We start from the raw sequence: 25,261 nt of genomic DNA, 5'->3' as shown, positions 1-25,261 counted from the left end.
CCCGTGAAAGCCCCGGGCTAGGCGGGGCGGGGTTGCGGTAGTAAGCCTCCTCGGAAGTTACCTCAACGACGGTTCGACCTCGCCCATCCTGGTACGGCTCACTCACGGCGCGAACATCGAACACCCACTCCGTGGCCTGCAGGACGAGCACCCGCTGCCCTCGAACATGCCCCTTGTAGTCAGCCACGGCCACGGCCTCGCGAGCAGCGGGAGGTCGCACGGGCACTACGAGGGCACCGTCGGACGCGACCTCGGGGTACACCGGTTCCGTCACCATGCGTCCACCGTACGAGCCGAGGCTGACGTCGGCCAGAGAGGCGAGGTCAAGGCCAGGCCCCGTGGGGCACTCCTGTCAGCGAAGGAAAGGGGCGCTTGGTACCTGCGGTGGGGTGAGGGACACGCGGGCGTGAGCTGAGGGGCGGAAGGGTCGAGGCCTTCCAAGATCAGGAGCGACCAAGCAACCTGCTCCGAAAGGCCTCGACGTGTCCGAGCCTACGGGGCGCGATGACGCGCGCCCTGCCACTGATCCCGCCCGTGTCCGGTCCTGCTACTGCGACCGCTGCGACCTGCTCGTGGGTCTGCCCGGCGTGCACGTCGTCGCCGTCGACCAGCCGGCGCCGGGCCGGCTACGGGTGGTCGTGGAGACTCCGACCGAGCCGATGGGCTGTCATGAGTGCGGCGTCGTGGCGGTTGCCCGCGGGCGTCGGGAGGTGTCGCTGGTCGACGTGCCCTGCGGCGGCCGGGCGGTCCGGCTGGTCTGGCGCAAGCGGACCTGGCGCTGCCCCGAACCGTCCTGCCCGGTCGGCGCGTTCACCGAGATACACGAAGCGATCGCGCGACCTCGAGCGCTGCTGACGACCCGCGCGGCATGGTGGGCGCTGGGGCAGATGCGTCGGGAGAACGCGTCGGTCGCGGGCCTGGCCCGGCAGCTGGGGACGACCTGGCGCACGGTCTGGCGGGCGGTCAAGCCGCTGCTGGTCGCCATGGCCGCCGACCCCGCCCGCTTCGACGACGTCACCGCGCTCGGGGTCGACGAGCACGTCTGGCACCACGTCTCGACCAAGCCCGTCGAGGACGGCGGGCGCGGCCCGAAGGAACTGACCGGGATGGTCGATCTGAGTCGTGACCAGCACGGACGCGTCCGAGCGCGGCTACTCGACCTTGTCCCGGGCCGGTCGGGTCGGGCCTACGCCGACTGGCTTCAGGCCCGCGGCGAGGCGTTCACGAGCCGGGTCGAGGTCGCGACCCTGGACCCGTTCCACGGCTACAAGAACGCCATCGACGACGAGCTCGAGGACGCCACCGCCGTCCTCGACGCGTTCCACGTGATCAAGCTCGGGACCCAGGTCGTCGACTGGGGGTACCCCCGCTCGCGGGGGCGGTCCGCCGCCGAGTGCAGCAGGACACCCTCGGTCATCGCGGCCGCAAGGGTGACCCGCTCTACGGCATCCGCACCGTCCTGCGGGCCGGGGTCGAGAAACTCACCGACCGGCAGTGGGCCCGCCTCGAGCGAGCCATCGACGTCCCCCGAGCACGACGCGGTGTTCGTCGCGTGGTCCGTCGCGCAGAAGCTGCGCCTGGCCTACCGCCACCCCACGCCGGCCGAGGGCAAGAAGATCGCCGAGCAGCTGATCGCGTCGCTGCCGTCATGTCCGATCCCCGAGGTCGCCCGTCTCGGTCGGCCCCTGAAGCAGTGGCGCGCGGCGTTCCTGGCCTACTTCGACACCGACCGCGCCAGCAACGGCGGCACCGAAGCGATCAACGGCCTCATCGAACTGCACCGCCGCATCGCCCGCGGCTTCCGCAACCGCGACAACTACCGGCTACGGATGCTCCTCATCGGCGGCGGCCTCATCGACCCGAGACTCTGACCCCACCGGAAGTGCCAAGAGCCACATTCCGACTTGTCTAGATGGGTCGCCGTCTACAGCCAGCCCACCAGGTCAGGCCCACCAGGCTTCACTGAGCGCCTTGGCCATGCCGATCCTCACCGATTATGCGCCAGGTGTTCAACCAGCTGGATCCTGACTAGAGACAGCGCAATCAGTGACGTTGTACCGCCAGGGGCGGCCAAGGCGACAACGGATGGCATCTAGTGGAGCATTACAGGAAGTCGGGCGTGTCGAAGCGATAGGGAGGTCGAAGTCCGGCAGTCGAGCAGAGCATGTCGTGCCACATCACCCGATCTGACTCGAACGCCTGGTGCCCTTGCCTTTCATACCGGTAATTGCCGCCCAGCCACTCCACCATGAGGAATAGGTCGACGAACGTTTCGAGCGCGGCGGGCGATGGGGCCGCCAATCCCGGAGGCCACCCCCCGCTGGACCTCTGCTGCAACCAGGACAACCAAGCATTAACAGAAAAGAATAAGCGCATGTACGGCGATGGATGGGAGTCTGAAATCCGAGCACCGTCGTAAACGAATCCATGCATGGCTAGGGCCGCTGCCCCGATCAGAGAACCGTTCATCCTTTCCTCGAAAGCGATAGACAATGCTCCCCCCGCAAGGTAGGAAATGGCCGCAGCGTCCGCGAGTAGCTCACGCGCGTGTTTGGGCTCCTCTGGCCACAAAGGGAAATCGGCACGCCAACTCTTGATCTTGTCTTGCCTCGCTCGTCGATAAGTACTAGAACTACCCTCCTCCATGAGGTGTCCCAACTCATGAGCGATAGCCCAAGCCAAACCAGACTCTGCGTGTAGGCGCCAAGCGTCTCCACCCAATGAACTTGCCCACAGTTCCCCATGATCGGCAAGGGAGGCAGTACTGCTAGATGCCGACCAATCCAAAAACCGCAACGCGCCTCCGCGCAAGGAGTCAAAGGACATTTGGGCTTCGAAGGAGGACATCGACGAGACGTACGCGGTTAAATTCGGAAACTCGACCGCCATCGCAGCAACACGAGACAAGTACTCAATGTAGTCAGTCGATATTGCGATCCAAGCGCCGTCATTCCCTCGACCGCACTGCGCTAACGGCGTGCCTGGCGCAGCAGCAATGAGCCCGCAGTAGACCTGTGATGAGCGACGCGTTCCGGATGAAGCCTCGAGCAAAAAATCTGACATCAACCGCTCGAGTACTGCAAAGTTGGCCCGCGGACCATCTGGCGTCGCAACGCCCAACACGGCTTGAACGTTTACGTCAAGCACGTTCCTCCGCGGCGCGAAGCGCGAACGAAATAAGCCCCTAGACGAAGCGATCTTCCACATATGAATCCCCAAGTGTGCGTTGAGCAATCCGAACGAGAGAGAGTGCGCCAGCGCCTCGCACGCCAAGTTACCGCATCGCAAGCGGCCACCCCTCGGTAACGGGCGTTGTAGAGCGATGAAACACAACGACCCAAGACGCCGCTTTGAGACGAGGGCGTCGAGACCTCATCCAACCTCCTGGTCCGTCAGCATCGCAAGAAGTGGCTCGGCGTAGCCTCGCGATCCTCCGCCGAACACGTCGCCCCCAACCCTCCAGCTCAACTCGGACTCGACGGGCACGGTGGTCCCCCTCCCAGGAGTCATCGCGAGCCATGGCGACGACCGCCTCTATGCGACTGCTCAGGCCGTCGCGCTCGGTCCGCAGTCGGTCCGCACGAAGTCCGCAACCGCTCGCCACCAACCACGGTTAGTAGAAGTCAACAAGGCAGACGACGCCTCAAGTGCTCTCGCCGGGCAGCGACTCCGACTGGCNTATGCGACTGCTCAGGCCGTCGCGCTCGGTCCGCAGTCGGTCCGCACGAAGTCCGCAACCGCTCGCCACCAACCACGGTTAGTAGAAGTCAACAAGGCAGACGACGCCTCAAGTGCTCTCGCCGGGCAGCGACTCCGACTGGCTTCCTAAACCGTGTGTCGCGAGTTCGAATCTCGCCGGGGCCACCGAACGAAACTGCTGGTCAGAGCCTTGGGACAAGGGATCGCGGGTTCGCCCACGGGAACTTGCAGGTCCGCAGAAGTCCGCCTGGGTGGCCGATCAGGCTTCCACCCGCCACCCGATCCACATGTGGGCCCCAGGTCCGTTGGTTGTTGTTGATGCCTTCCACACCCAGTTGCGGGCGGGTGCCCGCTCACGACGCTACGTCGCCCCATCAGCGCCACCCCGGAGCCGCGGAGTCGTCCCTGCTCTCACGGGGGCCGGCACGAGGTGGGAAGCGGCAGGTGGGGCGCAGACCGAGACGAACCGGCTCATCGCGTATCTCTCGGTCTCCATCTCGGCCGTGAGATCCAGCCCAAGGGAGGCGGCCAGCGTCGCCGTCCGCACGACGATGATGTGACGGGAACGGATACTCCCGTTCCAGCCCGGCTACGCACGAGCCGTCCCGCTCGAGGCCGGGATGGGCGGTGGTCGCGGTCATGGCCCGATCGACGATCGGCCCCAGGGGCTGCCCGGTCGGCTACGGGGAGGGAGCGGCCGAGGTCACGGCTGACGCTTCGCTCGGGCGCTCTGCACCAGGTCATGCGTGGGACGGACGGCCAGCACCTAGGATCCCCCGGAGGGGCCCGCGACGGTGGCCCGGTGTCGGAGGTGTCGTGGCGGCAAGACGTTCGTCCCTGCAGGACGTCCGGCGCCTCCACCGATCTCTGGTCCTGCGCGCACTGCGGGACGAGGGGCCGTTGCCACGGATCGAGCTGGCCCGTCGACTCGACCTCTCGCCCACGACCATCACCAAGGTCGTCGCCCAGCTGATCACGGACGGGGTCATCGCCGAAGGCACGACGGTCGCGAACGGGCAGAAGCTCGGCCGGCCCTCCACCGACGTGGCCATCGTCCCCGGCGCCGCCAGCGTGGTCGGTGTGCAGGTGCGGGCCGGCGCGGTGAACGTCGGGTTGTGCGACCTGCTGGGCCACACCATCCGGACCGCCGAGATCGTCTTCGACCCCCAGAGCGCACCGTCGGACCGGGTCCTTGATCTGGTCGCCACCCAGGTCCGGAAGATCGTCCGTCCGCGGCGGTCGCAGCCGTCCGGGCCCGTCATCGGGGTCGGGGTCGCAGCGCCCGGTCCGGTCGACCTCGCGAACCGCACGAACGTGCTGGCCATCAACCTCGGCTGGCGGGACGTCCGCTTCAGCGACCGGATCGAGGAGGCCACCGGGTTGCCCACGGTGGTCGACCACAACGTGCGGGCGATGGCGTTCGCTGAGGCAGTCTTGGGCCGCCACCACGACGCGGACCCTCTGCTCTTCGTCTACATCCGTACCGGCGTGGGTGCGGGTGCCGTGATCGACGGACGACCATTCCGCCCGGGCCCCTACGGGGTCACCGAGCTTGGCCACCTCCAGGTGGTGGAGAAGGGCCGCCCTTGCACCTGCGGAGCAACTGGCTGCCTCGAGACCGTTGCCTCGGAGCCCTACCTGCAGCAGCAGCTGGAGCTGATCGGGCGAGCAGCGGAGCGGCCGCTGCCCGCCCTGCTCGCGGCCGTGGACGAGGGCGAACCGCGAGCCCAGGCAGTCCTCGACGATCTGGTCGACCATCTGGCCACGGGACTGGCCAGCGCCGTGAACCTGCTCAATCCCCGGCTCATCGCGTTCGGAGGCATGTTCGACGACGCACCGGACCGCATCCTCGAGCTGCTCCAGGCGCGCCTGGTGGGACGGGTCTTCCCGGTGCTGCGTGACACGGTCCGTCTCCAGCGCTCGAGCCTGGGTGAGGACGCCGGGGTCATCGGGGCCGCGTCGGTGGCGTTGGACCGTTTCTTCTACTCCTGAGACCCCTCAAGCCGTGGCCCCCTGAGAACACCGGCAACCCCGAGGCGGTCTCGCTCGGATCCCCTCGGTTGCTCAACCGAACAAGCCATCGGCCACCGCGACGAGGCCGCCTGCCAACGACACCGCCAGCACGCCAGCCCGCACCCAACCGCCGGGCAGGAACGGCTGCGCCCGGTGACCGAGCGAGGTACCCAGCAGCATGGCGGCCCCCAGCGCCAACCACAGCGACGAGGACACGGTCGGCCAGGCGCTGGCGTCCGTCAGCACGATCGCAGCCACCGTCCCCGCACCCACGATGACGAAGTAGGGCTGGACGGTGGCGACGAACCGCGCCTGCGGCCAACGGGTCATCAGGGCCAGCACGGCCAGCGCCGGTCCGGCGAGCCCGGCCAGGGCGCTCATCGTCCCGGAGGCGGTCCCGGCCAGCCATAGCACGCGCCGCCCGGGGGCGACGGGACGGAACCGGCCCGCGACCGCGGCCGCGAGCACCCCCAGGACGACGGCCCCTCCCGCGGCGGCCTGCGCGGGACCGGGCGGCAGGACGGCCAGCAGTGCCGCGCCCAGGACCACACCGAGACCCGCCGGCAGGAGCAGGCGTCGCAGCACCGGCACGTCGACGTCGCGACGGGTGAGTGCCAGGACGACCGTCGCCCCGCTCGCACCGACCACGCAGACGACGACGACACCGCCCTGGGCCCCGTGAGCGAGGACGGCGAACGGCGAGACCACCAGGGCGAACCCCACGCCGGTGACCCGCTGCGCCGCCGACCCCAGGAGGACCGCGACCACCAGGACACCGCTCAGCACGACCGGCTCGGTCACGTCCGGCCACCCGGGGACACCGTCACCGGGCCCACCGGCGTCTCACAGCGCGACGGTCCGGAACCCGGCGTTGCCCATCGAGGAGTCCGGGGTGTTCGACGATCGCGCCGCGTTGCGGTAGCGGTTGCAGTACGAGTCGTGGCACAGGTACGAGCCACCGCGAAGGACCCTCGTGCCACCGTCGGCCGGGCCCCGGGGGTCCTTGGCCGGAGACCGGCCGTACCAGCCCGGGTCGTACCAGTCGGCGCACCACTCCCACACGTTGCCCACCGTCTGCCACAGCCCGAACCCGTTGGGGGCGAAGGAGCGGACCGGGGCGGTCGTCACCCAGCCGTCCGCCGCGGTGTTGGTCGAGGGGAACTCGCCCTGCCAGATGTTGGCCCGCCACCCCCCTTCGTCCGGGGGCTCGTTCCCCCACGGGTAGCGGTCACCCTCGCGTCCACCGCGCGAGGCACGCTCCCACTCGGCCTCGCTGGGCAGGCGACGGCCGGCCCAGCGGCAGTAGGCGACGGCGTCGTCCCAGCTGACGTGCACGACGGGGTGGTCGCCCAGACCGTCCAGGTCGGACCGCCGGCCGCCGGGACTTCGCCAGGTCGCGCCGCGGACCCCCACCCACCACGGGGTGCCGGCGGCACGACCGACGACGTCCTCCTCCGGCGCCGCCACCGCGAGGTGGAACACGGCCGAGAACCCGAACTCCTCCGCCGCGGTCCCGCGACCCGTGTCGGCCACGAAGCGACCGAAGTCGTCGTTGGTCACGGTCGTGGCGTCGATGTCGAAGCCCCCGAGCTCGACCTGGTGGACCGGGCGCTCACCGTCCCCGGGGTTGCCGTCCGCGGACTGCTCCCCCATCGCGAACCACCCGGCCGGGACCCGGCACTGCTCGAGGAGGTGCTCCCCCGTGCGCGCCCGAGGGAGCACCACGTCCGACGAGGCCCCGGCGACGCCCTCGCCCGCCCTGTCGCGCGCGGGGACGCAGCACGGGTGGGGCGGTGCCTGCCCGCCGTCAGTCGGCCGCGACATGCTCACGGACACGGGCGGGTGCCGAAACGGTCGGCGGCTCGACCCCGTCGGGCACCGGCTGGTCCGGGTGCGGGGCGTCACCGACCGCGGCCTGCGCCAGCCACATCCGGCGGGCCATGTCCGCGCGGACGTCGGCGTAGGCGGGGTCGTCGTAGACGTTGCGCACCTCGTCGGGGTCCGCCTGCAGGTCGAACAGCTCCCACTCGTGGGAGTAGGTGAACGGACCGGTCCCGGGCAGCCCCATGCCGTCGTTGTAGTAGTAGATGATCTTGTACCGGTCGGTGCGGTAGCCGTAGTGGGCGGGCGCCTTGTGGAAGACGTCGTCGTGCTCCCAGTACCGGTAGTACATCCCCTCCGCAGGCGGGAGGGCCTCACCGCCGGCGATGTCGGCCCAGAAGGCGCGCCCCTGCATGCGCGGGTGGGCGGGCACGCCCGCCGCCTCCAGGATGGTCTGGGCGAAGTCGACGTTGGTCACGATCCCGTCGTGCACCTGTCCCGCCTCGACCCGCCGGGGGTAGGAGATCACCAGGGGCATCCGCAGGGACTCCTCGTACATGAAGCGCTTGTCGAACCAGCCGTGCTCCCCCAGGAAGAACCCCTGGTCGGAGACGTACATCAGCATCGTGTCGTCGAAGTCGCCGCGCTCGCGCAGCCAGTCCGTGACCCGCCCCACGTTGTCGTCCACCGAGGCCACGCAGGCGAGGTAGTCCTCCATGTAGCGCTGGTACTTCCACAGCGCGGTCTCCTCGTAGGACAGTCCGGCCGGCGGGTCCTGCTTGAGGTCGTCGGCGTTCAGGTGCTCGGCGATCCGCATCGCCGCACGGCGGGCCGAGACCGAACGGGTCTCGTAGTCGTCGTAGAAGGTGCGCGGCAGCGGGATGTCCACCCCGGCGTACATCCCCTGGTGGGCCTCGTCGGGCTCCCACGGACGGTGCGGAGCCTTGTGGTAGATCAGCACGCACCACGGGTCGTCGCCCTCGAGGCTCTCCACCCAACGCATCGACAGGTCCGTGATGATGTCGGTGGCGTAGCCCTCCACCGTGCGCAGGCCGTCCTCGCTCAGCAGCCGGGGGTCGTGGTACTCGCCCTGCTCGATCAGGACGTCCCAGTAGTCGAAGTTCTGCGGGTCGTGCCCCTCACCGTCACCCATGTGCCACTTGCCCACCATGGCCGTGCGGTAGCCGGCCTCCCGCAGCTGGGAGACGAACGTGGGCTGGCTGGCGTCGATCGGGGTGACCAACGTCGTGACGCCGTTGATGTGGCTGTAGGTGCCGGTCAGGATCGAGGCCCGGCTCGGCGTGCACAGCGAGTTCGTCACGAAGCAGCTGTCGAAGCGCACCCCGTGGTCGGCGATCTCGTCGATGCGCGGCGTCCGGTTGACCGCAGAGCCGTAGGCGCTGATGGCCTGAGACGCGTGGTCGTCGGTGAGGATCATGACGATGTTGGGGCGTCGCCGCGCGGTCGGTTCGGAGGTCATGGTGGGCTACTCCTGTTCGCGTGGATCGGGACGAGGGTCGGATCGGGGAACGCGGTCGGGCAGGGGGTCGAGGGGTCAGAGCAGGAGCAGCAGCGCCGCACCGAGGCCGCCGCAGCCGATGACCAGGGCGGCGTCGGGCACGATGCGGCGGTGCCGGAGAGCGAGGACGGCGACGACCCCCAGCACGCAGGCCCACAGGACCGGCGCGGCTGGCGTCCCCTCCGACTCGGCGACGTCGGCGACGGCGCCGAGCATCGCGGCCGCCGTGGTGAGCAGCAGGCCGCAGATCACGGGCAGGACGACGGCACCGATGTCGCGGGCGACCGGTGACCCCTGCACGCGGGAGAACCCGGCCATGACGAGCACCGCCACCGCCGTGCAGCTGGTGACGGCGACGACGGCGGCCGCCGCACCGAGCGACCAGGCACCGACGAGGCCCGCCTCCGTGGACCCGACGTCGAAGCTGACCGCGGCCGCCAGCTTGACCAGGATCGGGCCGGGCAGGGCGTTCGCGATGGGGACGAGCTGGCTGTAGTAGGTCTGGGAGTCCACGTGACCGCCCCCTACGAAGACGGCGTCGGCCACTCCGACGTAGGCCTCTCCGCCGCCGAAGGAGGTGGTGGTCGACAGCAGGACGAGGCCCATCAGCCGTACCCCGTCCGCGCCCGTCACCACCCAGGCCAGGCCGACGCCCAGCAGACCCGCTGACGCCAGCACGAGGACGGTCGAGACCACGGGGAGCCGACGCGGCAGCCGCTGGAACGGGTCAGTCCGGGGCGGCGGTGCTGCGACTCCTCGGGACCGGACCGCGCGCGCGACGGCACGCGCCGCGACCACGACCCCGCCCAGGGCGATGGCCCCGACGGCAGGCAGGGCCGGCCAGGACGGGTCCACGTCGCGACCGATGAGACGTGCGCCCAGCTCCACCAGCACGTCCGCGCCGGTCAGCGCCGCCACCACCACGATGACGGCCAGGGGCCAGACCGGGCGGCCGGCATGCCGTCCGACCACCTGCTGCCCGTAGTGGACCAGCAGGGCGATGATGAAGACGGTGATGCCCACGGACGCCAGCTCGACCAGCCGGACCAGGTCGCTGCCACCGGCCGCCACCGCCGTCACCAGCGCCAACGTGGCCGCGGTCCCGGGTAGTGCCACGGCCAGCGACAGCACGAGCGCGAGGCCCGCGCCGGAGGTGTGCAGCCCGGCCAGGCCACCCAGCTTCACGGGCAGGGCACCAGGGGTGATGCTCGCGACCACGGCGTGCTGGGTGAACGTCTCGGCGTCCAGGACGCGACGCCGACGGACCAGCTGGTCCTCCACCAGCGGGATGAGGGCACTTCCGCCCCCGAAGCCCACCGTGCCGACCGTCAGCATCGCGACCAGCTGACCCCAGCGGCCCGACCGGGACGGCGCGAACGCCGTCCCGGTCGGAGTCCGAGCCGATCGAGCGGTCACTACGCGGAGGCCCCGGGCAGGACGACCGGCTCCCACGAGCGGCTCTCCATGGACCGGTAGCCGGCGTCGACCACGGCGTTGTCGACGACCCCGTCACGCAGGGTCTGGCGCGGTTCGACCCCACGCGCGAAGCAGTCGACGAAGTGGTCGAGCTCCGCGTGGTAGCCGTAGGTCCACGGCTCGTCCGGGACCGGGGTCATCCAGCCCGTCGCGGCTCCGGCCTTCTCCACCACGTAGCCGGCCGGGCGCCCCGCGAACGCGTGCACACCCGTGCTACCGGTCTCGTCGGTGCCGATCCAGCCGTCGGAGCCGTGGATCTCGTTGCGGACGTCCAGACCCGGGGTGTGGGTCCAGCCGACCTCCACCTGCGTGAGCCGCCCGTCGTCGAAACGGACCAGCATGACGGCGCTGTCCTCGGCCGTGACGTCGTCGCGGACCAGACGGTCGCCCCATGCCATCACCTCGACCGGCTGGGCACCTTCGAGGAACCAGCGGCCGATGGCGACGCAGTGGCAGCCGAGGCCCCTCAGGGGCCCGCCGCCCATCCGTTCCCGGTCCCGGGCGTGCGGGTGCGGGTTGCCGTGCGCCTCACGGGCGCGGACCCAGTGGACCCGGCCGATGGCGCCCGCGTCGACCATCTGCTTGGCCTTGACCAGGCCGGGGGCGAACACCTCCGTCTCGGCGTAGCCGTGCCACACCCCGACCTTCTCGACCGCATCGAGGCAGGCCTGGGCCTCCGCGCCGGAACGGCCGAGCGGCTTGGTGCACACGACGCCCTTGCCGGCGGCGGCCGCGGCGCCCACGGCCTGCACGTGCAGGTCGTGGGGGACGGCGACGAGGACCAGGTCGACGTCGTCCCGGACGACGAGGGCGTCGACCCCCGTGACGACGGCGGGGACGTCGAAGCGCTCGGCGAGCGCCTGGGCCCGGTCAGGGGTGGAGCCGGCGATGACGGTGACGTCGTGCCCCCGGACGTGCTGCAGGGAGCGGAGGTACAGCTCGGCGACGAACCCGGCGCCCAGGACGCCGATCCTCACCGGTGCTGCCGCCGTCATCCGACGTTCTCCAGGGCCTGCGAGTACAGCTCGGTGTTCAGCCACTCCTCCGGCGACGCCTCGGTCTCCAGGCGACCGAGCTCGAGGAAGAGGGTCTGCAGCGACTGGAAGCGCTCGGCCGTGGTACCGGACTCGTTGTCCTCGAGAACCTGCTCGGAGGGGTACCACTCGAGGTTGTCGACCTGGCCCTGCAGCTGCTCCGCCGGGGCGCCGGAGGTCTCGGCGGCGCACTCGACGGAGGCCTCGGGGTTCTCGATGCGGTAGTCGTTGGCCTGGATCCACACCTGCAGGAAGCGCTGGACGGCCTCGGGGTCCTCCTCGACCGCCTGGGGCGAGGCGACCCAGCCGCCCAGGAACACCGTCTCGGGGAAGTCGCGATTGTTGGCGATGACCTCGGCGTCGGGCACGCTCTCGATGATCTGGTCGCTGAGCGGGGAGAAGATGGCGGCGACGTCGATCTGGCCGCTGACGAAGGCGGACACCACGGCCGGGGGATCGAGCGGGACGCGCTCGATGTCGTCGACGGTCAGGCCTGCCTCCTCCAGCGCGAGGTTGAGGATCATCTCCCCGGAGCCGCCGTCCGGGACCCCGACGCGCATGCCCTCAATGCCGGAGACGTCGGTGACGCCCGACTCGGGCGAGGCGATGAGGTAATCGCCGTAGGTGCCCTCGTTGGGGGTGACGATGACGGCCTGACCGGACATGGGCATCCAGGTCGCGCCACCGCCGATGTAGCCGATGTCGAGGGAGTCGGCGGCCATCGCCTGGACCTGCGTGGGCCCGTTGGTGAACGGGGTCAGGTTGACGTCGATGTTCTCCTGCTCCCACAGGTCGAGCTCGTTGGCGATGCAGATCAGCCCGACTCCGTTGATGCTGGTGTCGATGTAGCCGACGTCGAGCTGCACCGGCTCCTGCTCCTCGGCGGCGGCGGTGGCGTCGGAACCGGCGGCGGACTCCGCCGGGTCGGCGGCGTCGTCGCCGCAGGCGGCCAGGGCCAGGCAGAGGCCGACCACCGTGGCGGTGATGGTTGCGGGCAGGGGACGAACGTTCATGTCGTGGCTCCGTTGCTCGTGGGTGCGGTGGGGGTCGTGCTGGTGGTGACGTCGGTGTCGTCGCGGTGGTGCACACCGCGCCAGACGCGGGCCCGGATGTGGGCGAACTCGTCCGACAGGCGCATCTCCTCCGTGCGCGGGTACGGCAGGGGGACGTCGACGATGTCGGTGATGCGGCCGGGTCGAGGGCTCATCACGACCACGCGGTTGGCCAGGTACACGGCCTCGTCCACGTCGTGGGTGATGAACATGATCGTGCGGCGCTCCTGCTCCCAGGTCGCCAGCAGCTCGTCCTGCATGCCGACCCGCGTCAGTGCGTCGAGGGCGCCGAACGGCTCGTCCATCAGCAGGATCGAGGGGTTGACGGCGTACGCCCGGGCGATGGCGCACCGCTGCTTCATGCCGCCGGACAGCTCCTTCGGCAGCGCCTTGGCGAAGCCGCCGAGACCGACCAGCTCGAGGTAGTGCTGCGCCTTCTCGCGCTGCTCCTTCTTGCTGAGCCCCATCAGCCGGAGCCCGAAGGCCACGTTCTGCTCGGCCGTGAGCCAGGGGAAGAGCGCGTACTGCTGGAAGATGACCCCACGGTCGGGGCCCGGGCCGTGGACGGGCCGGCCATTGACCAGCAGCTCCCCCGAGGTGGGCTCGAGCAGCCCGCCGACCAGGTTGAGCATGGTGCTCTTGCCGCAGCCGCTGGGGCCGACCAGGGTGACGAAGTCGCCCGGGGCCACATCGAGCGAGACGTCCTGCAGGCTGTGCACGGTGCCGCGGGCGCTCTCGAAGACCTTCGAGACGTTGCGGACGGAGACCATCGGGTCGGCGCTCATGCCCGCACCTCCTGCCAGCTCGTGAGCCGTCGTTCGGCGAGCAGGAGGAGGCGGTCCATGGCGAAGCCGAGCACGCCGATCACGATGATGCCGACGACGATCCGGTCGGTCTGCAGGAACTGCTGGGCGACCTGCATCAGCCGGCCGATGCCGGACGACGCACCCAGCAGCTCCGAGGCGACCAGGGTCGCCCAGGACGAGCCCAGCGCCACCCGCATGCCGACGAAGATGAAGGGCGTCGACGCCGGGATGACGACGCGCAGGAAGATGGTGCCGTCCTTCGCGCCCAGGACCCGGGCGGCGTTGATGAGAGTGTTGTCGACGTTCTTGACGCCCTGGAAGACCGCGATGACGCAGGCGAGGAAGGACGCCAGGAAGATGATGAAGACCTTGGCCGACTCCCCGATGCCGAGGAAGACGATGACGAGCGGGATCAGAGCCAGCGGCGGGACCGTCCGGAAGAACTGGACCCAGGGCTCGAGGAGGCCTCGAGCCAGCCGGTACCAGCCCATCAGGAACCCGGCGGGGATGGCCAGGGCCACACCCAGCACGAACCCGGTCAGCACCCGGCCGAGGCTCACCAGGGTTGCCTCTACGAGCCAGCCGTCCCGGAAGCCCTCGACGAAGCTCGCGAGGACCTCGGGCGGCAGAGGGGCGAGGTCGTTGTCGCTGATGATCGCGACCACCCACCAGAGCCCGATGCCCAGCACCAGGGTGAGGACGTAGAGGCCGGTCAGGGACTCCCCGCGGCGGCGACGGGGCCGTCCGGATGTCGCCGGCGTGCCGGCCAGGCTGCCGCTGGAACCGGCGGCGGCCCGGCTGTCGGGCGTGGCCGGCATGCCCGGCGGGGCGGTCCCTGGGGTTGGGCCAGGGTTGTTGTCCGGGGTCATGGTCGTGCCTCCTGTCATCGGTCAGCCCACCGTTCGGCGGGCGAGGCGCAGCTCGTGCGAGCCGTCGGCCCGCGTGGTCTCGAAGTAGATCCACCACTCGTCACCGACGAGGTGCGCGTCCACGTAGCGCACGGAGCCGCTGCCGTGCGGACCGGTGGTCCACGGGCGGTCCGGGGTCAGCCGGTGCCAGGTGAACAGGTCGGCCGAGACGGCCAGGCCGGCCCGCTCCTCGTAGTTCTCCTCGTGACCGGCCGAACCGTCGTAGAAGCCGACGAAGCCACCCCCGGCCGGCATCGGGACAACGGAGTTGAGGCGGGCCTGGTAGCGGTCCCAGCCGGAGCCGACGCCGAGCACCTGGCCGTGCCACGTGAACGGCTGACCGCCCACGCTGGTGGCCAGGCCCGTGGGGTGCGTGGTCGCCCCCACGTTGAAGATGTCCGCCGACGCGTGGGCCTGGTCGGCCTGAGCGCGGTCCGCCAGCCGCTCCGCGTAGCTGGCGAAGAGGTACGTGACCGGTCCCCGCTGCAGGAGGTACGGGTCCTTCACACCCTCGGTGCCGGTCGAGCCGGCCGTCAGGACCGGGGTGCGTCCGGCGACGTCGAACTGGTCGACGTCCCGTGCGTCGACGGCGTCGATGCGCCACCGGTTGTCGGCCGGGTCGACGTAGCTGAGGAACAGGCGGTAGCCGCCCTCGACCGGCGTGAGGCTGAAGCGCTCCATCGACGGCGAGCCCAGCTCCTGCTTGTCGACGGACCACACGTCGCGGAAGTGGAGTCCGTCGTCGCTGACGGCCACGGTGCAGCGGTGGCCCCGGTCACCCTCGTGGTGCTCGCGGGGGCGGCGCCGGCGGTACGTCATGACGAACCGGTCGCGGGCCGGCTCGTGCAGCACGCCGGCGCAGCCGACCCAGTAGCCGGGCTCGTTCGCCTCGGGGCTGAGCACGACGTCGGAGTCGAGCGGGTCGAGCTGGTGCAGCGGCAGCTGGATGCGTGCCGTGGTGGTGGACATCATTGTCTCCTCGGGTGGCTGGTCGGGGCAGGTTCGGGTCGGGTGGTCAGCAGTAGAAGAACCGGTCGAGGGCGACGGTCGCAGCGCCGTCGACGCCGGGGTCCTGAGGCAGACCCGAGCGCTGGATGCGGACCGCCGCCCGGATCACCGGGAAGACCGCGGCGCGCGTCTCGTCGGCGAGCCGGTCGACGAGGGAGTCGGGGACGTGCGCGAAGGCACCGCCGAGCAGGATCAGCTCTGGCGTGAGGAGGTTCATGAGCGCTGCCAGCCCGGTCGCGAGATGGGTGATGACCTCATCGAGCGCCGATGCCGCGGACGACGAGCTCTCGGCGGCCGCCACGAGCGCCACCAGCGGCTCGGCGTCTTCGGGGTCGACCTGCAGGCCGCTCAGGATGTGGCGCAGGGCCCGGTCGGACACGACGGTCTCCAGACATCCGTGCCCCCCACAGACGCACGGCGCCCCGTGATCGACGACACGGAGGTGGCCGAGCTCGACCGCACCGCGGACACCTCCCTGGAAGCCGCGCCCCGCGACCACGAGCCCCGCGCCCAGGCCGGTCCTCAGGTACACGAACGCGACGCTGCCCAGCCCGCGACCGAGCCCCACCCTGGCCTCGGCCAGGGCCATGGCACGGACGTTGTGCTCGACCACGACGGGCAGGCCCAGACGCTCCTCGAGCAGGTCTGCCACCGGCACGTCGCGCCAGCCGAGGTTCATCGGCATGAGCAGCCTGCGTCCGAAGTCGTCGACCGGGCCGGGCACCGCGACACCCACGCCGAGAGTACGGTCGGGTGATCCCGGGGTACGGCGGGCACGCATCTCGGAGAGAGCGACGGCGACCCGGGTGAGCACAGTCTCGGCGTCGCAGCGGGGGTCGTAGTCGAACCCCTCACGACCGTGGTCGTTGCCCCCCGCGTCCACGAGCCCGAACCGCACGGCGCCGACGCCGAGGTGGACACCCAGGACCCCGCAGGCGGAGGGCACGACCGCGACCTGGGTGCCGGGCCGTCCCGTGCGCCCCCGGGTCACCGTCTCGGCCTCGGCCACGCACCCTTCCTGGAGCAGCTGGCTGACGACCCTGGTGATCGTCGTCGGGGAGAGCCCGGTCCGGCGGCTGAGCTCGATCCGGGTGAGGCGGCCCTCGTCGCGCAGGACGGAGAGCACCTGACGGCGGACGCCGCCTGTCTCTTCGCCGCCTCGAGGCGTGGCTTCATTGCTCACGGTGAGAAAAGAACCAGTCCACGTCCTCGATGTCAAGCGCTCCAACCCCTTGACTCGCATGACAGCCAAGTGTTTGTTTGCTACCCGTGAGCAATGAAGCCACTCGAGTAGGAGACCTCGCATGACCCCGACCCGCACTCCTGGCCGCAGCGTCCGTGCCGCCCTCGCCACCACCGCCGCCCTTGCGCTGGCCGCCACCGGAGCCCTGGTGGCCGGCCCGGCGACCGCCGCCCCCAACCCGGGCCGCGTCCCGGGGACCGACTGCTCGGACATCCGTATCCCCACCCCGAGGGTGAGCTTCCAGCTCTACAGCGCCCGGGCGTGGATCGCCGAGGTGGGGTTGGAGGAGGTGCTGGCCACCCTCGCCGAGGTCGGCTACCGCGAGGTGCAGCCCTACGCGGCCACCTACGCCCTACCCGACGGGGAGTTCGAGTCCCTCCTCAAGCGGTACCGGCTCAAGGCCTCCAGCGGCCAGGCCGCCTACAACGAGGACACCTTCGACGACTACCTCGTCTCGGCCAAGTCCTTCGGGCAGCGCTACACCGGCTCGGGCGGGTTCGGCCAGCCCGGCATCGCTCGCAACGGCAGCAGCACCTACGCCGACGTTCTCGCCACGGCCGAACAGCTCAACCGCTTCGGCGAACTGTCGGTCAAGAACGGCACCGGCAAGATCTTCGGTCACAACCACAACTGGGAGTTCACCACCGTGGTGACCGACCCCGAGACCGGCGAGACCACCACCGCGTGGGAAGCCATCGTGGCCAACACCGACCCCCGCTACGTGACCTTCGAGCTGGACATCTTCTGGGCCGAGAACGCCGGGATCGACTCAGCCGCGCTGATCGAGCAGTACAAGGACCGGATCGAGCTTCTCCATGTCAAGGACGCCGAGGCCCCCTACACCGTTGCGTCCCAGACCGACGTCGGCGAGGGCGACATCGACTGGGGCCCGATCTTCGAGGCCGCCCGCGGGCACGTGAAGTACTACATCGTGGAGACCGACCAGACGCCGACCGACCGCGAGTTCGCCGAGGACAGCTTCCAGTTCCTCACCTGCCGGGGCTGAGACCCCGCTCCGCGGCCGGGGCACCGCTGCCCCGGCCGCGCACCACCCCGCCCGCTGGGTCCGCGACGACGCGGACCAGGAGAGGAGCACCATGCGTCACCGGTCACCCATCCCTCGCATTGTCGCAATGCTGACCTGCGCGTCCCTCGCAGTCGCCGGGGCTGCCAGCNTCCGCGACCGGGGCACCGCTGCCCCGGCCGCGCACCACCCCGCCCGCTGGGTCCGCGACGACGCGGACCAGGAGAGGAGCACCATGCGTCACCGGTCACCCATCCCTCGCATTGTCGCAATGCTGACCTGCGCGTCCCTCGCAGTCGCCGGGGCTGCCAGCAGCGCCTCCGCCACCGAGGAGGCCGCCGAGCCCCCACCGCAGGCCAACTTCCAGAAGGTCCCGCTCGCCACGGAGGTCACACAACCGATGCAGCTGACCGTCGCCGACGACGGTCGGGTCTTCTTCATCGAGCGCACGGGCGGGCTGCGCATCTTCCTGCCCGACACGGGGACGACCGTGACCGCCGGCGCCGTCGAGGTCGACACCCGCGGCGAGAGCGGTCTGCAGGGCCTGGCCCTGGACCCGGACTTCACCTCGAACGGGTGGATCTACCTGTACTACTCCTCCATCGCCACTCAGTCGAAGGTCCTCTCTCGGATCCACGTCGAGGGCAACACCCTCGAGCTCGACAGCGAGGTCCGGCTGCTCGAGATCCCGACCACGTTCCCGCCCCGGCCCTCCCACGTCGGCGGCTCGATCGAGTTCGGCCCCGAGGGCGACCTCTGGCTGTCGACCGGAGACGACACGCAGCCCTACGAGTCCGACGGCTACACCCCGATCGACGAGCGCCCCGGGCGCGAGGAGTTCGACGCCCAGCGGAGCTCAGGCAATACGAACGACTTGCGCGGCAAGCTGTTGCGCATCACCCCGACCGACACCGCCGACGGCGGCTACACGATCCCCGAGGGCAACCTGTTCGCGCCCGGGACCAACCTCGCTCGCCCCGAGATCTACGCCATGGGCTTCCGCAACCCGTTCCGCATGACGGTGGACCAGCAGGACGGCACCATCCTGCTCGCGGACTACGGTCCGGACGCGCGGACGGGCAGCGCGCTGCGCGGACCCGAGGGCTACGTCGAGTGGATGGTCCTGGACGGTCCCGGCAACTACGGCTGGCCCTACTGCCACGGCCCGAACCTGCCTTACACGGACTACGACTTCGCGACCGGCACCTCCGGCGCCGTGTTCGACTGCGACGACCTCGTCAACGACTCGCCCAACAACACCGGCCTCAGGCAGCTGCCGCCCGCCGTGGCACCCGACATCGCGTACTCGAAGACGACGACCGATCCCACGTTCCCGGAGCTGGGGACCGGTGGGGCCCCGATGGCGGGGCCCGTCTACCGCTACGACCCGGACCTCGACTCCGACGTGGCGTTCCCCGAGTACTACGACGGCAAGGGCTTCTTCTACGAGTGGGGCGCCCACTTCCTGGCCGCGGTCACCCTTGAGGACGGGAGTCCCGTGTCCACGGAACCGTTCCTGCCGGAGACACGCTTCAACGCACCGATGGACATGGCCTTCGGCCCGGACGGTGCCATGTACCTGGCGGAGTGGGGCCGCGGTTTCGGCCGCAACAACCCCGACGACGGCATCTACCGCATCGCCTACGCCCCGCCCGGTGAGCGGGCCCCGGTTGCCCGCGCGTCCGCGACGCCCGACAACGGCGCGACACCGCTGACGGTCGACTTCTCCAGCGAGGGGTCGTACGACCAGGACGAGGGCCAGACCCTGACCTTTGCCTGGGACTTCGGCGACGGCGCGACCTCCGACCAGGCCGACCCGACGCACACCTACGACGAGGCGGGCGACTACACGGCCGTGCTCAGGGTCACCGACGACACCGGACGCACCGGTTCGGTCGGGGTCGACGTGACGGTCGGCAACACCGCTCCCACCGTGACCATCGTGACGCCGGTGGACGGCGGCTTCGTCGGCGCCGGCGAGACCGTCGAGTACACGGTGGAGGTCACCGACCCGGAAGACGGCGAGGTCGACTGCGACCAGGTCGTCGTGCAGCCCGCGATCGGCCACGACTCCCACGCCCACCCGCTGGAGGAGCTCATGGGCTGCGAGGGCAGCTTCACCACGAGCACCGAGGGCCACGGGCAGGACGCCAACTTCTTCTACGTCCTCAACGCCACCTACACCGACGAAGGAGCCGACGGCGCCTCGGCGCTGACCGGGACCGCAAGCACGATCCTTCAGCCCAAGCACCGCCAGGCAGAGCACTACAGCGCGCAGCAGGGCACCTCGGAGTCCCGCAGCGACGCCTACGCCGAGGGCGCCTACCGCGTCGCCGGCATCGGGACCGGTGACTGGATTGCGTTCGAGCCCGTCAACCTGCAGGGCATCGACGAGATCAGCTACCGGGTCGCCGCCTCGGGCACCGGCACCATCGAGGCTCGTCTCGACGCGCCCGACGGCCCGGTCGTCGCCACGACGGAGATAACGCCGACCGGCAGCACGGACACCTACGCCGACACCGAACCGGCGGCCGTCACCAGCACGGAAGGCACCCACACCCTCTACTTCGTGTTCACCGCCTCGGCCAACAACGCCTTCAACGTCGACGCGATCGACTTCCTGGGCCAGGGGGTGGCGACGTACCCGCCGGTGACGGTGGGCGACCTCACGGCCCACGTCGACCGTCTGCTCGCCGACGGGGGGCTCTCCACGTCGCAGGCCAACCGGGCGATGGCCTTCCTGCGCCAGGTGGAGCACCACCTCTCGGTCGGTCGTGACGGACAGGCGGTCGCGGCCCTGCGACGTCTGGCCGACACCGTGGACGACCCGGATCTCGACCGGGACGTCGAGCGCATGATCGAGGAGATCGAGCAGCCCGGCTGAGGCACTCGGGTCGACCGGGCTTTTTCGGGGACGCTCGGCCGACCCGGGAGAGGGGCCGTCCGAACAAAGGGACGGCCCCTCCCCCCATCCCGGAAACGCGGGTGACGGCGGCCTGGCCGGTGAGCTGCCGCGTCCGTCGGTCCGCAGAAAGTCCGCACCAGGGCGAGCGCGGACCCGCAGCAGCGAGAGACGACCACAACCATCTATGCAGGTCAGGCGAGCGGAGCACCCTCGACCCTGCCGTCGAGCACGCGTTCCTAAACCGTGTGTCGCGAGTTCGAATCTCGCCGGGGCCACAGAGGAGCCACAGCTCGAGGCGCACCTGTCCTGCTCCGCTCAGGTCCCCGGCGACAAGGGACGTGCCCCCTCGGACCCGCCCGTCACCAGGGGTCCTGCTCCAGGCGTCGTCGACACCGCTCGCCGTGGCGCCGGACCGTACGGGGACGGCCACCCGTGACGACGGCGCCGCATCAGGACCCGGGCAGCGCCCGCCGCAGCTCGTGGCGACGCCCGTCGCGCAGGAACAAGGGGATGCTCGCGAGCGGGGCGTCCACGTCGAGCACCTGACCGCCGTCGTGGGTGGTCGCGTCGGCGCAGGCCGCGCTGATCGCGGCGGGAGACCCGGCCGCGGTCACCCAGCAGTCCAGCTGCTGGGTCGCCGCCGCGACCCACTCCGTCCGGTTGCGGGCGAACGTCGCCCGCCCGACGGCGGGGTTGTGCCAGAGCATCCGTAGCCGTCGCTGGACAGCACGAACGGGACGCTGGCCTGGGGGTTGCGGTGGGCCCGCCTCAAGGGTGCTCCCCTCGAGGTCGAGGACGTGCGGCTGTACTGGCCCATGCCGGCGAGCCGCTCGTCCGGGTCGCTCTCGAACGCGGCGGTCAGGCGGTACCCGCCGCCCGGCTGCTGTCCCCCTCGACGACGACGTCACCCCGGGCCTGGTCGTCACCGGGCGGCAGCAGGGCCCAGTCGTCGTCCGCGACCTCGCCCAGCACGACCGCCCGGACGCGGACGCTGTCGCGTCCCCAGGGCTCGACGACCACTGTCTCGCCATCACCGCGACGGCGGACCTGCGCACCTGTGACCGTGAGTGCATCCATGCTGCTGCCCCTGCCTCTGCTGGCCGTCGTGGTCGTCCCGTCGTGCCGGTCGTCACGTTGCCCCCTCGCCGGTGGCCCGCACCTCGACCGTGGACGCGGCGCCGCGAACCGGACGGGCCGGTCGTAGGCCTGCCACCCCGACGTGCGGTCGCCCCTCCCGGCCGGTGCCGCCACGATGGGCCCATGACGGAGCAGTTCGACGCCGTCGTCGTGGGGGGCGGGCCACGCGGTGTGGCCACCCTGCTGCGGGTCGCGGCCAGGGCGACCGGGTGCGCCCCGGTCCGGGTGGCCGTCGTCGACGCGTGCGAGGTCGGCGCCGGGTCGACGTGGTCCACGCGTCAGACGGGCGCGTACCTCAACAACACGCAGGCGCGGGCCCCGACGATCCATCCCGACGGCTCCACCCCCATGACCGGTCCCGCCGCGACGGGACCCGACCTGGTGGCGGGTGCAGGGCCGCCGCTCCGCCGACGTGGCCCGCCTGGTCCGGACGGCGCGGGCCTGGGGCCTGCGCTACGTCGAGCCCGGGTTGCCGGCCGAGCGCGACGTCCGTGGCCTCCCCGCGGGGCAGACCGTCCTGGTGCGGGGGCTGGGCGCGAACTTCTTCGACGTCGTGGGCGAGCTGATGGCCGAGTGGGGAGGCTCGTTCCGTCCGGTGCCGGACGACCCGCACGGGCGGCTGCACTACCTGCCGTCGGGTCGCGAGCCGCGCCTCGTGGTCGGGTCCAGGCGGGGGCTGCCGTACCGCAGCAAGCCCGACGGCGGTCGACCGGTCCGCCCCTTCTCGGCGCGGTGGGCGACGACGGAGTGGTTCGCCGCGCTCGGCGACCGGCGACACGTCGACTTCGACCGCGAGATGTGGCCCGTCCTGGCCCGCGAGCTGGCCCGGGCCCACCTGCAGGCGACGCAGGGTCACGCGCCCGGGGCCGTGACGGGCGACTGGCTCGCCGCGCTGGACGCCGCCCGGGACGTCCACGACGTCGAGGAGGTGCTCCGCACCCACATCGACGACCCCGCGTGGTCCTGGCAGCTCGACCACCTCCGTCACCCGACGGGACGCCGACCGGTGACCGCGGCCCGGTGGGCCGACCTCGTGGCCCGCCTCGTCGATGACGAGCTGGGCTCCATGAGCCGGGCCGCGATGCACCCGCGCGCGGCCGTCAACGCCGCCATGGCCGCCCTGCGCGGGCAGGTCGACAAGGTCGCGACCGCGGGCGCCCTCGACGGCGCCTCCCTCGTCCGCGACGTCCACGGCTGGTTCGGCGAGGACGGCCTGTTCCTGGCGTCCGGGCCGCCGGCGCACCGGGCGCGGCAGGTCCTGGCGCTCGTCGAGGCCGGCGTGGTCGACCTGCTCGGCCCCGGTCTCACCGTCTCCCTCGACCCGCAGCAGCGGTTGTTCCGGGCGGACTCGCCGATCACCGGGCGCTCCGCCGAGGCCCGGGTGCTCGTCGAGGCCCGCATGTCCAAGGGCGAGGTGCCTGGCACCGACGACCCGCTGCTGCGGTCCCTGCTGGACTCCGGCCGGGCGCGCGTCCACCGGGTCGACGGTCGTGCCACCGCCAGCATGGACGCGACCCCCGCCGCGTTGGAGGAGGAGGTGGTGGCCGGCCACAACCTCGTCGCCGCCGACGGCAGCGTCGACCCCTCCGTCGTCGTCATCGGGATCCCCGCGGCGAGCACGCAGGTGGGCAGCGCCATCGGAGCCTCACCGGGGGTGCCGTCCCCCCTGCTGGCGGGGGCCGACATCGCGGCCAAGCAGGTCCTGGCCCGCCGTCGCCGGCACCACGCGGGCGCGGTGGCGGGTGGTGCGCCCCCGCGCACGCCGGTCGTCACGTCGACCTCATGCGTGCCCGCACCGCTGCCTGTCGTTGAGCACCTCCCGCTCCGACCGCCCGCGCCACCCCCCTCACACCACACCCATGCCGCTCCGGGGGGAACCACGTCGCCTGAGCCGCAGCACCTGATCGCCGACCGCACCCACCCGAGGAGAACCATGTCCGTCACCGACGACCTGCTCGCCAACAACGCCCGCTACGCCGAGACCTTCACCGGCCCGCTGCCCCTGCCGCCGTCCAAGCACGTCGCCGTCGTGGCGTGCATGGACGCCCGCCTCGACGTGTACCGCCTGCTGGGCCTGGGCGACGGCGAGGCCCACGTCATCCGCAACGCCGGCGGCGTCGTCACCGACGACGAGATCCGCTCGCTCACCATCAGCCAGCGGCTGCTGGGCACCCGCGAGATCGTCCTGATCCACCACACCGACTGCGGCATGCTCACGTTCACCGACGACGCGTTCCGGGAGCAGATCCGGGACGAGACCGGCGTCAAGCCCCCATGGGCTCCCGAGGCCTTCACCGACCTCGACACCGACGTCCGCCAGTCCCTGGCCCGCATCCGCACCAGCCCGTTCGTCCCCGACACCACCCAGGTGCGGGGCTTCGTGTTCGACGTCGCCACCGGCCTGCTGCGCGAGGTGCAGGAGGGGTAGCCGTCGTCCGTCGGGACGTCGGCGCGGTGTGGTGGCGCTCGGCGACGCGGGGGCGGCGTCGTGCGGCTGGGGGCGCTGCGGCACCGGCGTCGGGTGCACCGGACCCTGGTGACCGGCCCACCGGCGGCGGCGGGCCGGACGTCCCCGTAGCGTCGGCGTCGACGCGGCGTCCGACCCGGCGCCGCACGGACGGAGGAGGGGTCTCATGATCGGGATCGTCGTGCGCTTCGACGTCCACGACCAGGACGCGGCGGGGGAGTTCGACCGCCTGACGGCGGTGGCCGTGGCGGCCATCCGCGAGCGCGAGCCCGGGACGCTGGTGTACGCCACCCACCGCGTCCAGGACGACGAGCTCGCCCGGGTGTTCTACGAGGTCTACGCCGACCAGGCTGCGCTGCAGGCCCACGAGGACGGCGCGCACGTGCAGGCGTTCCACGCGGCGAAGGACCCGCTCCTGGCCCGACCGCCGCGGGTGGAGCTCGTCCGGCCCGGCCCGGCGAAGGACCAGGTCGTCCCGGGCCGGGCGCAGGGGCAGGCCGACACCGACGGTCTGGCGTCCCTGCCATGACCGGCGCCCTGGACGTCCCCGGGCTGCCGTTCCCCGTGACGGCGTCGCACGACGGCGTCTGGCGTCGCGACGGGGACGCCGTCGTGGCCGACGCCCCGGCCCGCACCGACCTCTACGTCAACCCCGCCGGGGAGGACTCGGGCGACGCCGAGTCGATGCTCAACGCCGCGACCCTGCTGGGCAGGCCGCCGGCCGGGGACTACCGGCTGAGCGCGCGGGTCTCGGTCGGCTTCCGGTCGCAGTTCGACGCCGGCGTCCTCCTGCTCTGGCTGGACCGGACCACGTGGGCCAAGTTCTGCTTCGAGTACTCCCCCGCGGCCGAGCCGATGGTCGTGTCGGTCGTCACGCGCGGGGTGTCCGACGACGCCAACGCGTTCACCGTCGACGCCCGGTCCGTGTGGCTGCGGGTGGCGCGGGTCGACGGGGTCTACGCCCTGCACGCCTCCACCGAGGGGAGCCGGTGGACCCTGGTGCGGGTGTTCAGCCTCGGCGGGGCCGTCGACGAGCACCAGGTCGGCCTCGAGGCCCAGTCACCCACCGGCGAGGGGTGCACGGTTCGGTTCGACCAGGTGCGCTTCGACCGGGAGCGCCTGGCGGACCTGCGCGACGGGTCCTGAGGA

At 71.2% G+C, this 25,261-nt stretch carries 20 protein-coding genes and 1 pseudogene; 8 read left to right on the top strand and 13 right to left on the bottom strand.

Annotated elements, in window-relative coordinates:
• The coding region (locus ACR80Q_RS09720) for a hypothetical protein (protein WP_435377404.1) at positions 1–277 on the bottom strand (277 nt) is incomplete at its 3' end.
• Positions 278–572: 295 nt separating this feature from the next.
• On the opposite strand from ACR80Q_RS09720, the gene ACR80Q_RS09715 reads away from it, so the two are divergent.
• Positions 573–1,871, top strand: a complete 1,299-nt coding sequence (locus ACR80Q_RS09715) for an ISL3 family transposase (RefSeq protein ID WP_435377403.1) — start codon at positions 573–575, stop codon at positions 1,869–1,871.
• Between the two features lie 2,467 nt (positions 1,872–4,338).
• Positions 4,339–5,691, top strand: coding sequence for an ROK family transcriptional regulator (locus ACR80Q_RS09710; protein WP_435377402.1), 1,353 nt, complete (start codon positions 4,339–4,341; stop codon positions 5,689–5,691).
• 72 nt (positions 5,692–5,763) lie between these two features.
• Here ACR80Q_RS09710 and ACR80Q_RS09705 read toward each other — a convergent pair whose 3' ends face one another.
• The 10 genes from ACR80Q_RS09705 to ACR80Q_RS09660 form a co-directional block, all read right to left on the bottom strand.
• Positions 5,764–6,513, bottom strand: coding sequence for a sulfite exporter TauE/SafE family protein (locus tag ACR80Q_RS09705; protein ID WP_435377401.1), 750 nt, complete (start codon positions 6,511–6,513; stop codon positions 5,764–5,766).
• Positions 6,514–6,555: 42 nt separating this feature from the next.
• The gene (locus tag ACR80Q_RS09700; RefSeq protein WP_435377400.1) at positions 6,556–7,536 is read right to left on the bottom strand and encodes a formylglycine-generating enzyme family protein; all 981 of its coding nucleotides are present in this window, start codon (positions 7,534–7,536) and stop codon (positions 6,556–6,558) included.
• Positions 7,520–9,013 carry a sulfatase family protein gene (locus tag ACR80Q_RS09695; RefSeq protein ID WP_435377399.1) on the bottom strand — a complete coding sequence of 498 codons (1,494 nt, stop codon included), beginning with the start codon at positions 9,011–9,013 and terminating at the stop codon, positions 7,520–7,522. The genes ACR80Q_RS09700 and ACR80Q_RS09695 overlap by 17 nt, the downstream gene beginning before the upstream one ends.
• Positions 9,014–9,088: 75 nt before the next feature.
• A complete protein-coding gene (locus ACR80Q_RS09690) occupies positions 9,089–10,387 on the bottom strand; it encodes a chromate transporter (RefSeq protein ID WP_435377398.1) in 1,299 nt (432 codons plus the stop codon).
• Between the two features lie 80 nt (positions 10,388–10,467).
• Positions 10,468–11,523 carry a Gfo/Idh/MocA family protein gene (locus tag ACR80Q_RS09685; protein WP_435377397.1) on the bottom strand — a complete coding sequence of 352 codons (1,056 nt, stop codon included), beginning with the start codon at positions 11,521–11,523 and terminating at the stop codon, positions 10,468–10,470.
• The gene (locus ACR80Q_RS09680; protein ID WP_435377396.1) at positions 11,520–12,575 is read right to left on the bottom strand and encodes an aliphatic sulfonate ABC transporter substrate-binding protein; all 1,056 of its coding nucleotides are present in this window, start codon (positions 12,573–12,575) and stop codon (positions 11,520–11,522) included. Before ACR80Q_RS09680 ends, ACR80Q_RS09685 begins: the two co-directional genes overlap by 4 nt.
• Positions 12,572–13,399, bottom strand: a complete 828-nt coding sequence (locus tag ACR80Q_RS09675; protein WP_435377395.1) for an ABC transporter ATP-binding protein — start codon at positions 13,397–13,399, stop codon at positions 12,572–12,574. Before ACR80Q_RS09675 ends, ACR80Q_RS09680 begins: the two co-directional genes overlap by 4 nt.
• A complete protein-coding gene (locus tag ACR80Q_RS09670) occupies positions 13,396–14,238 on the bottom strand; it encodes an ABC transporter permease (RefSeq protein WP_435377394.1) in 843 nt (280 codons plus the stop codon). Before ACR80Q_RS09670 ends, ACR80Q_RS09675 begins: the two co-directional genes overlap by 4 nt.
• A 72-nt stretch (positions 14,239–14,310) precedes the next feature.
• The gene (locus ACR80Q_RS09665) at positions 14,311–15,297 is read right to left on the bottom strand and encodes a hypothetical protein (RefSeq protein ID WP_435377393.1); all 987 of its coding nucleotides are present in this window, start codon (positions 15,295–15,297) and stop codon (positions 14,311–14,313) included.
• A 46-nt stretch (positions 15,298–15,343) separates the two neighbouring features.
• A complete protein-coding gene (locus ACR80Q_RS09660; RefSeq protein ID WP_435377392.1) occupies positions 15,344–16,519 on the bottom strand; it encodes an ROK family transcriptional regulator in 1,176 nt (391 codons plus the stop codon).
• A 121-nt stretch (positions 16,520–16,640) separates the two neighbouring features.
• Here ACR80Q_RS09660 and ACR80Q_RS09655 point away from each other — a divergent pair, with 121 nt between their 5' ends.
• Positions 16,641–17,585 (top strand): sugar phosphate isomerase/epimerase family protein, encoded by a 945-nt coding sequence (locus tag ACR80Q_RS09655; protein ID WP_435377391.1) that lies wholly within the window; start codon positions 16,641–16,643, stop codon positions 17,583–17,585.
• A 289-nt stretch (positions 17,586–17,874) separates the two neighbouring features.
• A complete protein-coding gene (locus tag ACR80Q_RS09650; RefSeq protein ID WP_435377390.1) occupies positions 17,875–20,487 on the top strand; it encodes a PQQ-dependent sugar dehydrogenase in 2,613 nt (870 codons plus the stop codon).
• Positions 20,488–20,957: 470 nt separating this feature from the next.
• Here ACR80Q_RS09650 and ACR80Q_RS09645 read toward each other — a convergent pair whose 3' ends face one another.
• A complete protein-coding gene (locus tag ACR80Q_RS09645) occupies positions 20,958–21,215 on the bottom strand; it encodes a hypothetical protein (RefSeq protein ID WP_435377389.1) in 258 nt (85 codons plus the stop codon).
• Positions 21,216–21,366: 151 nt separating this feature from the next.
• A complete protein-coding gene (locus tag ACR80Q_RS09640; RefSeq protein WP_435377388.1) occupies positions 21,367–21,585 on the bottom strand; it encodes a hypothetical protein in 219 nt (72 codons plus the stop codon).
• Positions 21,586–21,768: 183 nt separating this feature from the next.
• Between ACR80Q_RS09640 and ACR80Q_RS09635 the strand changes: the two are divergent.
• The 4 genes and pseudogenes from ACR80Q_RS09635 to ACR80Q_RS09620 all read left to right on the top strand — a co-directional run.
• A pseudogene (locus ACR80Q_RS09635) lies at positions 21,769–21,930 on the top strand (FAD/NAD(P)-binding protein); the annotation flags it as partial.
• Between the two features lie 103 nt (positions 21,931–22,033).
• Entirely contained in the window at positions 22,034–24,073 is a 2,040-nt protein-coding gene (locus ACR80Q_RS09630; protein WP_435377387.1) for a beta-class carbonic anhydrase, read from the top strand.
• A gap of 205 nt (positions 24,074–24,278) precedes the next feature.
• Entirely contained in the window at positions 24,279–24,641 is a 363-nt protein-coding gene (locus ACR80Q_RS09625; RefSeq protein ID WP_435377386.1) for a putative quinol monooxygenase, read from the top strand.
• Complete coding sequence (locus ACR80Q_RS09620; RefSeq protein WP_435377385.1) at positions 24,638–25,258, top strand: DUF1349 domain-containing protein; 621 nt, start codon at positions 24,638–24,640, stop codon at positions 25,256–25,258. Before ACR80Q_RS09625 ends, ACR80Q_RS09620 begins: the two co-directional genes overlap by 4 nt.
• Positions 25,259–25,261: the final 3 nt, after the last annotated feature.

Source organism: Aquipuribacter aurantiacus (assembly GCF_051216895.1).
In the GTDB taxonomy this organism is placed as follows: domain Bacteria; phylum Actinomycetota; class Actinomycetes; order Actinomycetales; family JBBAYJ01; genus Aquipuribacter.
Note: the sequence above shows the minus strand (reverse complement) of the source record. Positions and strands in the feature narration are given on the sequence as shown.

Bases quoted from the DNA above. Each gene is read 5' to 3' on its own strand.
- ACR80Q_RS09710 (WP_435377402.1), top strand. From the start codon at position 4,339: ATGGCCCGATCGACGATCGGCCCCAGGGGCTGCCCGGTCGGCTACGGG.
- ACR80Q_RS09700 (WP_435377400.1), bottom strand. From the start codon at position 7,536: ATGTCGCGGCCGACTGACGGCGGGCAGGCACCGCCCCACCCGTGCTGC.
- ACR80Q_RS09695 (WP_435377399.1), bottom strand. From the start codon at position 9,013: ATGACCTCCGAACCGACCGCGCGGCGACGCCCCAACATCGTCATGATC.
- ACR80Q_RS09690 (WP_435377398.1), bottom strand. From the start codon at position 10,387: ATGCTGACGGTCGGCACGGTGGGCTTCGGGGGCGGAAGTGCCCTCATC.
- ACR80Q_RS09685 (WP_435377397.1), bottom strand. From the start codon at position 11,523: ATGACGGCGGCAGCACCGGTGAGGATCGGCGTCCTGGGCGCCGGGTTC.
- ACR80Q_RS09680 (WP_435377396.1), bottom strand. From the start codon at position 12,575: ATGAACGTTCGTCCCCTGCCCGCAACCATCACCGCCACGGTGGTCGGC.
- ACR80Q_RS09675 (WP_435377395.1), bottom strand. From the start codon at position 13,399: ATGAGCGCCGACCCGATGGTCTCCGTCCGCAACGTCTCGAAGGTCTTC.
- ACR80Q_RS09670 (WP_435377394.1), bottom strand. From the start codon at position 14,238: ATGCCGGCCACGCCCGACAGCCGGGCCGCCGCCGGTTCCAGCGGCAGC.
- ACR80Q_RS09665 (WP_435377393.1), bottom strand. From the start codon at position 15,297: ATGTCCACCACCACGGCACGCATCCAGCTGCCGCTGCACCAGCTCGAC.
- ACR80Q_RS09655 (WP_435377391.1), top strand. From the start codon at position 16,641: ATGACCCCGACCCGCACTCCTGGCCGCAGCGTCCGTGCCGCCCTCGCC.
- ACR80Q_RS09650 (WP_435377390.1), top strand. From the start codon at position 17,875: ATGCTGACCTGCGCGTCCCTCGCAGTCGCCGGGGCTGCCAGCAGCGCC.
- ACR80Q_RS09645 (WP_435377389.1), bottom strand. From the start codon at position 21,215: ATGCTCTGGCACAACCCCGCCGTCGGGCGGGCGACGTTCGCCCGCAAC.
- ACR80Q_RS09640 (WP_435377388.1), bottom strand. From the start codon at position 21,585: ATGGATGCACTCACGGTCACAGGTGCGCAGGTCCGCCGTCGCGGTGAT.
- ACR80Q_RS09625 (WP_435377386.1), top strand. From the start codon at position 24,279: ATGATCGGGATCGTCGTGCGCTTCGACGTCCACGACCAGGACGCGGCG.
- ACR80Q_RS09620 (WP_435377385.1), top strand. From the start codon at position 24,638: ATGACCGGCGCCCTGGACGTCCCCGGGCTGCCGTTCCCCGTGACGGCG.